This is a genomic window from Pseudomonas sp. ATCC PTA-122608 (genome assembly GCF_001952855.1).
Lineage (GTDB): Bacteria > Pseudomonadota > Gammaproteobacteria > Pseudomonadales > Pseudomonadaceae > Aquipseudomonas.
Window position 1 is genome coordinate 91,624 of the sequence record NZ_LPNO01000017.1, and the last position, 9,558, is coordinate 101,181.

A 9,558-nucleotide genomic window follows, 5' to 3' on the forward strand; every position below is an offset into this window, starting at 1 on the left:
GCGGTTGGCCCACCGGGTGATAGAACCATCAGCGATCAGCGCACAGGTGGTGCGTATTGAATGCCGCCGTTGTTCCACAGCGCGTTCAGGCCACGGTCGATTTCCAGCGGAGTGCTTTTGCCGAGGTTTTTCTCGAACACTTCACCGTAGTTACCCACTTGCTTGACGATCTGTACGACCCAGTCCTTCTTCACTTTCAGGTCTTTGCCGTATTCGCCATCAGCACCCAGCAGACGGGCTACGTCCGGGTTCTTGGTGGATTTGGCTTCAGCTTCGACGTTTTTCGAAGTGATGCCGGCTTCTTCAGCGTTGAGCATGGCGTAGCCAACCCAGCGCACGATGGCCAGCCACTCGTCGTCGCCGTTACGCACAACAGGACCCAGAGGTTCCTTGGAGATGGTTTCCGGCAACACCACGTAGTCCTTCGGCGAGGCCAACTTGCTGCGCTGGGCAAACAGTTGGGACTTGTCGGAGGTCAGTACGTCGCAACGCCCGGATTCCAGCGACTTGGCGCTTTCATCGGAGGTGTCGAACGTGATCGGGGTGTACTTCAGGTTGTTGGCGCGGAAGTAGTCGGAAACGTTCAGCTCGGTGGTGGTACCGGCCTGGATGCAGATGGTTGCACCGTCCAGTTCCTTGGCACTTTTAACGCCCAGCTTGTTGTTCACCAGGAAGCCAACACCGTCGTAGTAGGTGATGAAGCCCGGGAATTTCAGGCCCATGCCGGCATCGCGAGAGCTGGTCATGGTGGTGTTACGCGACAGGATGTCGACTTCGCCAGACTGAAGCGCGGTGAAACGCTCCTTGGCATTCAACTGGCTGAATTTGACCTTGGTTGCGTCGCCGAATACGGCAGCGGCAACAGCACGGCATACGTCAGCGTCGATCCCGAGGATCTTGCCACTGGCGTCCGGCACCGAGAAGCCTGGCAGACCGTCGCTCACGCCACACTGCACAAAGCCTTTCTTCTGCACGGCATCCAGAGTGGCGCCAGCCTGGGCGAAACCACTGACACCCAATACGGCAGCCGCGGTCACGATGGCCAGGGTGGATTTCAATACCTTCATTCAAACCTCCAGTTTTGCTCTTGTTGTGTCGGAGCTCAAACCCCACCGCACCCTTATGAGGCGACATCGACCCGTGTTGGCTTTTTTTGGGGTCAAACAGCATGAGGTTTTTGCTTTAAGTCCAGTTGCTATCCCCCAGGCGTCAGTCACTGATAGTGTTACCGCCTGGGGTGAGCCTTGACATCGGGTTTCTCATAGCAAGCCCCGTACCAGACTGGTGGCTGAGTCGTTTCAGCCCATGGTCAAGAGCAAAAGATTCAACCTTGCGACATTCTCTTAACAGATCAACTCGTCGCGCACCGTTCCGACGCACTCAATCGGAGCGCACGCACATTTATGGAGCAGACATGACCGAACCCTTGATTCTTCAGCCCGCCAAGCCCGCAGACGCCTGCGTAATCTGGTTGCATGGCCTGGGTGCCGATCGCTACGACTTCCTGCCGGTGGCCGAAGCCCTACAGGAAAAACTCCTGTCTACGCGCTTTGTGCTGCCCCAGGCGCCGACACGCCCGGTGACCATTAATGGCGGCTATGAGATGCCCAGCTGGTACGACATCAAGGCCATGAGCCCGGCGCGCTCGATCAGCGTTGAGGAACTGGAAGCCTCGGCAAAAATGGTCACTGACCTGATCAAGGAACAAAAAAGCAGCGGGATAGACGCCTCGCGGATTTTCCTCGCCGGTTTTTCCCAGGGCGGCGCCGTGGTGTTCCACACCGCTTTCCTGAAATGGCAGGGCGCATTGGGTGGCGTGGTTGCCCTCTCCACCTACGCTCCCACCTTTGGCGACGAACTTGAATTGTCGGCCAGCCAGCAACGAATTCCGGTGCTGTGCCTGCACGGCCAATACGACGACGTGGTGCAGAACGCCATGGGTCGCAGCGCCTATGAGCATTTGAAGTCGCGCGGTGTCACCGTTGCATGGCAGGAATACCCAATGGGCCACGAAGTGTTACCCCAGGAGATACACGATATTGGTGACTGGTTGGCCGCCCGCCTGGGCTGAAAACCACACATTATGTAGCCGTATGACCAACGCACTACGCCGCGCCCGATTCTTGCATTACACTGGCCGGCGTACATTCCTTAACCAATTGATGAGATGACCGTGCTCAAAGCACTCAAAAAGATGTTCGGTAAAAGCGAGGCTGAGCAGCTCGCGCCAGGTTCCAGTGCCCCCGCCCACGTTCAAGGCAGCCGCAATGACGGCCAGCAGCCTGGCCGGACCGCACCTGTAGCCTCGCCAAAAAAAGAGCCGGTGACCACACCCGCCACGGTTAACGTCGCTGAAGAGCCAGCCGCCGACCAACCACGCCAGGAGCCACGCCAGGAAAAACCGCGTCGCGAACGCGCGCCGAAACCTGTGGTTATTCCCTGGAAACTGGAAGACTTCGCCGTCGAGCCCCAGGAAGGCAAAACCCGCTTTCATGATTTCAAGCTCGCCCCGGAACTGATGCACGCCATCCAGGACCTGGGTTTCCCGTACTGCACGCCGATCCAGGCGCAGGTATTGGGCTTCACCCTCGCTGGCAAAGACGCCATCGGTCGCGCACAGACCGGTACCGGCAAGACCGCAGCGTTTCTGATCTCGATCATCACCCAACTGCTGGAAACCCCGCCGCCGAAAGAGCGCTACATGGGTGAGCCACGCGCCCTGATCATCGCCCCGACTCGGGAGTTGGTGGTACAGATCGCCAAGGACGCCGCCGACCTGACCAAATACACCGGCCTCAACGTAATGACGTTTGTCGGTGGTATGGACTTCGACAAGCAGCTCAAGCACCTGGAAGCGCGTCACTGCGACATCCTGGTAGCCACACCGGGTCGCTTGCTCGACTTCAACCAGCGCGGCGACGTGCACCTGGACATGGTCGAAGTGATGGTGCTGGACGAAGCCGACCGCATGCTCGACATGGGTTTCATCCCGCAAGTGCGTCAGATCATCCGCCAGACTCCGCCGAAAAACGAACGCCAGACCCTGCTGTTCTCCGCGACCTTCACCGAAGACGTGATGAACCTCGCCAAGCAGTGGACCACTGACCCGTCCATCGTCGAGATCGAGGCACTCAACGTTGCCAGCGAGAACGTCGAACAGCACATCTATGCCGTGGCCGGCGCCGACAAATACAAGCTGCTCTACAACCTGATCAACGACAACGGTTGGGAGCGGGTCATGGTGTTTGCCAACCGCAAGGACGAAGTGCGGCGCATCGAAGAACGCCTGGTGCGTGATGGCGTGAATGCTGCGCAACTGTCAGGCGACGTGCCGCAGCACAAGCGCATCAAGACCCTGGAAGGTTTCCGCGAAGGCAAGATTCGCGTGCTGGTGGCCACCGACGTGGCCGGGCGCGGGATTCACATCGATGGCATCAGCCACGTGATCAACTTCACCCTGCCGGAAGTGCCGGACGACTACGTGCACCGGATTGGCCGTACCGGCCGTGCGGGCGCTGCGGGCGTGTCCATCAGCTTTGCCGGTGAAGACGATTCGTATCAGTTGCCGTCGATTGAAACCTTGCTGGGCCGCAAGATCAGCTGCGAAACGCCGCCGACGCATTTGTTGCGCCCTGTAGAGCGCAAACGCCCGTAAGGACTACGCCGCATTCTGTAGGAGCGAGCTTGCTCGCGAAAAACGTTAACGATAACGCGTGCATCCTGGATAAACGCGGTGCCACAGAGTTTTTCGCGAGCAAGCTCGCTCCTACAGGAGAGCCCACATGAACCAGGCCGACTACCTCATCATCGGCGGTGGCATCGCTGGCGCATCCGCCGGCTACTGGCTGTCACAACATGCCCGCGTCATTGTGCTGGAGCGCGAGTCGATGCCGGGCTACCACTCCACCGGCCGCTCCGCCGCCCTCTACATCGCGGCGTACGGCACGCCACAGGTACGCGCCCTCACCCTCGGCAGCCGCGCCTTCTTTGATCACCCGCCCACAGGCTTTGCCGAACACCCGTTGCTCACACCCCGCGGTGAAGTGTTGGTGGACTTGATCGGCGATCCCGATGAGCTGCAGCGCCAGTACCTGAGCGCCAAGGCCCTGGTACCGGAAACGCGACTGCTCGACGTCGAAGAGTCGATGGCCATGATGCCCATCCTGCGCCGGGAAAAAGTCCATGGCGGGATCTACGACCCGACCGTCTGTGACATCGACACCGATGCGCTGTACCAGGGCTACCTGCGCGGCATTCGGCGCAATGGCGGTGAAATCCACACCGACAACGACGTGCAGAAACTGACCCGCGACGTTCAGGGGGTGTGGCAGGTACGCACCGCGCAACAGCATTTCAGCGCCCCGGTGATCATCAACGCCGCCGGCGCGTGGGCCGATCACATCGGTGAGTTGGCCGGCGCACAGAAAATCGGCCTGCAACCCAAACGTCGCAGCGCCTTCGTCTTCGCCCCGCCCGCCGAATTGAACATTCACGCATGGCCGGAGCTGGCGGCCCTCGACGGTTCGTTCTATATGAAACCCGATGCGGGCATGTTCCTCGGCTCACCGGCCAATGCCGACCCGGTAGAGCCCCACGATGTGCAGCCGGAAGAGCTGGACATCGCCACGGGCATCTATCACATCGAGGAAGCCACCACCCTGAGCATCCGCCGCCCCGCACGGACCTGGGCCGGGCTGCGCAGTTTCGTCAGCGATGGTGATCTGGTCTGCGGGTTCGATCCACAGGTGGAGGGTTTGTTCTGGATTGCGGCTCAGGGCGGCTACGGGATCCAGACGTCTCCGGCGATGGGCCAGGCCAGTGCGGCGCTGGTGCGCGGCAAGCCGTTGCCGGATGCATTGGCGGCGTTCGGGTTGACCGAAGCGATGCTGTCGCCCCACCGGCTGCAAGCCTCGACCTGACCTGTGTGGCGAGGGGCTTGCTGTGGCGAGGGAGCTTGCTCCCGCTGGAGTGCGCAGCGCTCCCACTTTTTTTGGGGCCGCTTCGCAGCCCAGCGGGAGCAAGCTCCCTCGCCACACGTTATTTCCAGCGGTCAGCGGCAGCGTGATCGCTGTCGCGCCCTTCTACCCAGCGCGGCCCTTCACTGGTGTTTTCCTTCTTCCAGAACGGCGCCCGCGTCTTCAGGTAGTCCATCATGAACGCACAGGCATCGAACGCCGCCTGGCGATGGGCACTGGCCGCCGCAACGAACACAATCGGCTCACCCGGCTCCAGGCCGCCGATGCGGTGCAGCACTTCCAGCTTGAGCAGCGGCCAGCGTTGTTCGGCCTCCACGGCGATTTTGCCGAGGGCTTTTTCAGTCATGCCCGGATAGTGTTCGAGGAACATTCCGGCCACATCCAGGCCATCATTGAAGTCGCGCACATAGCCAATAAAACTCACCACCGCACCCACGCCCACATTGGCCGCATGCATCGCGTTGACTTCAGCACCGGGGTCAAATGCCTCGGCCTGCACCCGAATCGCCATGATCAGCCTCCGGTCACGGGCGGGAAGAACGCCACTTCATCGCCGTCAACGAGGGGCTCGTCCAGCGAGCACAGCTCCTCGTTGCGGGCGCACATCAAGCCAGTTTCGTTGAGTACTTCAAAACCGGGGTCGCCCGCCAATGCCTGGCGTACGGCTTCGATCGTGGCGAACTCACCTTCAACCTCCAGCGAGTCCAGGTCCACGGCTTCGCGGTAGCGCGCAAAAAACAGTACGGTAATGCTCATGCCTGGTCCGCCTTGAAATGCCCGCTCTTGCCGCCGAGTTTTTCCAGCAGCCGAATGTTTTCGATGGTCATGCCACGGTCCACGGCCTTGCACATGTCGTAGATCGTCAGGGCGGCGACACTGGCCGCGGTCAGCGCTTCCATCTCCACGCCAGTCTGGCCGGAGAGTTTGCAACGGGCGACGATGTGCACCGCGTCCAGGCCATCGGCGCTGAGTTCAACCTTGACCCCGGTGAGCATCAAAGGGTGGCACAGGGGAATCAGATCACTGGTTTTTTTCGCGGCCTGGATCCCGGCGATACGGGCTACGGCAAACACGTCGCCTTTGGGGTGGGCGCCGTCGACAATCATTTTCAGGGTCTCGGGCAACATGCGCACCCGCGCTTCGGCCACCGCTTCACGGAACGTCACGGTTTTTTCAGTGACGTCGACCATGTGGGCGCGACCTTGGGAATCGAGATGAGTCAGCACAGGGATACTCCTGATCAGGAGCCCCGATTGTAAACCCTGCAGGAGCGAGCTTGCTCGCGAAAAACCAGAGAACAACGCGGGGCACCCGATGCCCCGCGTTTTCGTTGACGTCCTTCGCGAGCAAGCTCGCTCCTACAGGAATGGTTACAGGTGAGATTCGGCGTATTCAGCCAGAATCGAGCGAGGTACCCCTTGCAGCGCGATGTGCACGCCGTTCGGGAAGTCTTTGAAGCGTTCCGTCAGGTAAGTCAGGCCGGAGCTGGTCGCGGACAGGTAAGGGGTGTCGATCTGTGCCAGGTTACCCAGGCACACCACTTTGGAACCGGCGCCCGCACGGGTGATGATGGTTTTCATCTGGTGCGGCGTCAGGTTCTGGCATTCATCGATCAAAATCAGGCTTTGCTGGAAGCTGCGACCTCGAATGTAGTTGAGGGATTTGAACTGCAACGGCACTTTGCTGAGGATGTAGTCGACGCTGCCATGGGTATTTTCGTCATCCATGTGCAAGGCTTCGAGGTTGTCGGTGATCGCCCCCAGCCACGGCTCCATTTTTTCCGCTTCGGTGCCTGGCAGGAAACCGATTTCCTGGTCCAGGCCCTGCACGCTGCGGGTGGCGATGATGCGGCGATAGCGCTTGGTAACCATGGTCTGTTCGATGGCGGCAGCCAGGGCGAGGATTGTTTTCCCCGAGCCTGCGGCGCCGGTCAGGTTGACCAGGTGGATGTCCGGATCAAGCAAGGCATACAGCGCCAGGCTCTGGTAGATATCACGCGGTTTCAGGCCCCAGGCTTCCTGGTGCAACAGCGGTTCCTGATGCAGGTCGAGGATCAGCAGCTTGTCGACCTGGATCTCTTTGATCCAGCCCACAAAACCCTGTTCGTCGATGATGAATTCGTTGATGTGCACAGCCGGCAGGTTGTCGATCAGCTGTACCTGGTGCCAGGTGCGGCCATGGTCCTGACGGGTTTCAACCTTGCTGACGCGATCCCAGAACGAGCCGGTCATGGTGTGATAACCACGAGACAGCATCGACACGTCGTCGACCAGTTGGTCGGTACTGTAGTCCTCGGCAGCGATCCCACACGCTCGTGCCTTGAGGCGCATATTGATGTCTTTGGTCACCAGCACCAGGCGCAGGTCCTTGTCGCGCGCGTGCAGGTCGATCAATTGGTTGATGATTTTGTTGTCGTTCAGATGCTCCGGCAGCAGGCTGTTGGGCTCGCCGCGCTTGTTCATCAGAATCGACAGCAAGCCCTTGGGCCCGCTTTTGCCACGCTGGATCGGTACGCCCACCTCGACATCGTCGGGGGAGGCTTCGCCGAGGGTCTTGTCGATCAGGCGGATGGCCTGGCGGCATTCGGCGGCAACGCTGTGGTGCCCGCTTTTGAGTTTGTCGAGTTCCTCAAGCACGATCATCGGGATGGCGACGTGGTGTTCTTCGAAGTTAAGCAGTGCGTTTGGATCGTGAATCAGTACATTGGTATCAAGCACATAAAGGATTGGCTGGTCGGAAGAAGGGTTACGTCCATGATCATCCATACTCGGTCACCTTTGTGGGAGCCAGTCGACGCAATACCACGACAGTGCTGCGCCTCGATTCGACCGTCGAACGCACGTGAGGGGCGTCAAGTGCGGTGCACACAAGAGGTGTCTTGGAAGACGCCACCTGTGTTGCAGGTTTCGGCTGTCTGTCTTCGTAATACCGCAAAACACATGACAGGAAAAAGCACTTTGACGCTTTTTTGAAGTTTATTTTTCAGGATGACGAATAGCACTAGGCGAGCCGGCATTGCACCGTTAAAGTCGGAAGTCCGCCTGTATCGAAATATCTCCCAAATTCTCCCCTAAAAAACCTCAGCCCCAACAGGGCCGGGCTTTTTGTGCTTTTTCAGCGAAACGCTTCGCGGCAATCCTGCCAGCCGAGTCCACTTTCTGCCGTGGCGTGTAAAAGCCAGGGTAATGCGATGCGCGCCTTGTCCTGGGTGTCGTGGAATACGATCACCCCGCGCCGCCACAGCAGCATCAGCGTGAGCACGCGGTTGGCCGACTCATCAGCCTTGAGCTTGCCGGGTTCGTCTTCCGAGTCGATGTCCCACAACGCCACTTGCAGCCCTTGTGCCTGGAAGAAGCCTTGGCTGTCGGAGCGGCGCTGGCCGTAGGGTGGGCGGAACAGTGGCAGGTAGTTTTCCGGCATCAGGTTTTGGGCCAGGGAAGCGCTGCGGGTGATGGACGACTGCCAGTCGACCCAGTGGCTATGGGAGCGGTATTGCCAGCCCTGGGTGCCGACGCACTGGCCTTGGTACAGCGCCTGCACATCGGTGGCCGAGCTTTTCTCGACGCGGGTTTGCAGGCTGTTGCCGAGCACGAAGAAAAGGCCGTGCATTTTCTGTTTGCGCAGGTAGTCGGTGAGCCAGTCGGTGTTGCCGCTCACGGGGGACGGGCCGCTGTCGAAGGTCAGCAGGAACATCCGGTCGTTGAGTTCGTCGCCGTTGCGTTCGTGATCGCCGAAGCGTGCGATTTCGCTGCTGATCTGGGGGAACAGGGCGGCCTTGCGCAACTGTTCATCCAGGTAGCGTTCGTGGAATGTGCGGCTGGGGCCGGCCCAGCCTATATAGAAGGAGTCGTCGCTCACTTCGAACTTGGTGGCTTGTTCGCGCAGGTCGTCCATGTTTTCCACCAGGTAGCAGAAGGAGGCGTCCTGTTCGCAGCTTTGTTGGGCGAAGGTGTAGTTCTCCAACAGGCGTTGCCACAGTTGGCGGCGCAGGTCGTCGATGGCGGCCAGGTTGATGATCTTCAGGCCCAGGCGCTGCTTGAGGGCGGGCTCGTCGAGGGATTCGCTGGCCAGCAGGGTGTGGGCGAACATCAGGATTTCTGCGCGTGAGGCGACGTCGAACAGGGCGGGGTTGCTGAGGCGTTCGGGCCAGGTGCCGCGGTCCAGGGTCGCGACGTCCACCGGGGCGGCTTGGGCGCCCAGGCAGATGAGCCAGGCTGACAGTAAAAGCGCAATTCGCACGGAGGGTCTCCCTTTCCAGAGTCGTCGGGCACTATAGCCGATCACATTGGGTTGGTTTGTGTGCATATCCGTTGCTGCGGTAACGGCCACTTATGGTTCCGCTCTTACAGCGGCTCACTTTTGAACAGCGCAAAAGTAAGCAAAACGCTCTTGCCCCACCACTCGGCACCTCGCTTGGGCTCGGTGTGCCCTCACTCCGGCTTTGGACCGTGGGCCGCCGCGATGGGCCATCCTTGGCCCAGCGCGGCTAACCCGGCGTCCTGCCGGGTTACCCACGCTCCAAAGCCTGCGTTCGGCCAGCGTGGTTTAACGGGGCGCCTAAGATCAAGATCAAAAGCAGATC

9 protein-coding genes are annotated in these 9,558 nt (G+C 60.1%); 3 read left to right on the forward strand and 6 right to left on the reverse strand.

Annotation, left to right across the window (positions count from 1 at the left end; translation table 11 throughout):
* Positions 1-35 precede the first annotated feature (35 nt).
* Positions 36-1,067, reverse strand: a complete 1,032-nt coding sequence (locus AU074_RS16935; protein ID WP_076015685.1) for an amino acid ABC transporter substrate-binding protein — start codon at positions 1,065-1,067, stop codon at positions 36-38.
* A gap of 347 nt (positions 1,068-1,414) precedes the next feature.
* Here AU074_RS16935 and AU074_RS16940 point away from each other — a divergent pair, with 347 nt between their 5' ends.
* The 3 genes from AU074_RS16940 (at position 1,415) to AU074_RS16950 (ending at position 4,919) form a co-directional block, all read left to right on the forward strand.
* A complete protein-coding gene (locus AU074_RS16940) occupies positions 1,415-2,071 on the forward strand; it encodes an alpha/beta hydrolase (RefSeq protein WP_076015686.1) in 657 nt (218 codons plus the stop codon).
* 96 nt (positions 2,072-2,167) lie between these two features.
* Complete coding sequence (gene rhlB / locus AU074_RS16945; RefSeq protein WP_076015687.1) at positions 2,168-3,655, forward strand: ATP-dependent RNA helicase RhlB; 1,488 nt, start codon at positions 2,168-2,170, stop codon at positions 3,653-3,655.
* Positions 3,656-3,782: 127 nt separating this feature from the next.
* On the forward strand, positions 3,783-4,919 hold the full coding sequence (locus tag AU074_RS16950) for an FAD-binding oxidoreductase (RefSeq protein WP_076015688.1): 1,137 nt from the start codon (positions 3,783-3,785) through the stop codon (positions 4,917-4,919).
* Between the two features lie 118 nt (positions 4,920-5,037).
* On the opposite strand, the gene moaE is transcribed toward AU074_RS16950, so the two are convergent.
* The 5 genes from moaE to AU074_RS16975 all read right to left on the reverse strand — a co-directional run bounded on the left by moaE (position 5,038) and on the right by AU074_RS16975 (position 9,215).
* Positions 5,038-5,487, reverse strand: coding sequence for a molybdopterin synthase catalytic subunit MoaE (gene moaE, locus AU074_RS16955; RefSeq protein WP_076015689.1), 450 nt, complete (start codon positions 5,485-5,487; stop codon positions 5,038-5,040).
* A gap of 2 nt (positions 5,488-5,489) precedes the next feature.
* Positions 5,490-5,732 (reverse strand): molybdopterin converting factor subunit 1, encoded by a 243-nt coding sequence (moaD, locus tag AU074_RS16960; RefSeq protein WP_076015690.1) that lies wholly within the window; start codon positions 5,730-5,732, stop codon positions 5,490-5,492.
* The gene (moaC, locus tag AU074_RS16965; protein WP_076015691.1) at positions 5,729-6,202 is read right to left on the reverse strand and encodes a cyclic pyranopterin monophosphate synthase MoaC; all 474 of its coding nucleotides are present in this window, start codon (positions 6,200-6,202) and stop codon (positions 5,729-5,731) included. The genes moaD and moaC overlap by 4 nt, the downstream gene beginning before the upstream one ends.
* 144 nt (positions 6,203-6,346) lie before the next feature.
* The gene (locus AU074_RS16970) at positions 6,347-7,741 is read right to left on the reverse strand and encodes a PhoH family protein (RefSeq protein ID WP_076015692.1); all 1,395 of its coding nucleotides are present in this window, start codon (positions 7,739-7,741) and stop codon (positions 6,347-6,349) included.
* Positions 7,742-8,090: 349 nt separating this feature from the next.
* Positions 8,091-9,215: a polysaccharide deacetylase family protein gene (locus tag AU074_RS16975; protein WP_076015693.1), complete on the reverse strand. Its 1,125-nt coding sequence runs from the start codon at positions 9,213-9,215 to the stop codon at positions 8,091-8,093.
* Positions 9,216-9,558: the final 343 nt, after the last annotated feature.

What these genes read in the sequence shown, in the direction of transcription:
- AU074_RS16940 (WP_076015686.1), top strand. Translation starts at nt 1,415, where the DNA reads ATGACCGAACCCTTGATTCTTCAGCCCGCCAAGCCCGCAGACGCCTGC.
- AU074_RS16950 (WP_076015688.1), top strand. Translation starts at nt 3,783, where the DNA reads ATGAACCAGGCCGACTACCTCATCATCGGCGGTGGCATCGCTGGCGCA.
- AU074_RS16970 (WP_076015692.1), bottom strand. Translation starts at nt 7,741, where the DNA reads ATGGATGATCATGGACGTAACCCTTCTTCCGACCAGCCAATCCTTTAT.
- rhlB (WP_076015687.1), top strand. Translation starts at nt 2,168, where the DNA reads ATGACCGTGCTCAAAGCACTCAAAAAGATGTTCGGTAAAAGCGAGGCT.
- moaE (WP_076015689.1), bottom strand. Translation starts at nt 5,487, where the DNA reads ATGGCGATTCGGGTGCAGGCCGAGGCATTTGACCCCGGTGCTGAAGTC.
- AU074_RS16935 (WP_076015685.1), bottom strand. Translation starts at nt 1,067, where the DNA reads ATGAAGGTATTGAAATCCACCCTGGCCATCGTGACCGCGGCTGCCGTA.
- moaD (WP_076015690.1), bottom strand. Translation starts at nt 5,732, where the DNA reads ATGAGCATTACCGTACTGTTTTTTGCGCGCTACCGCGAAGCCGTGGAC.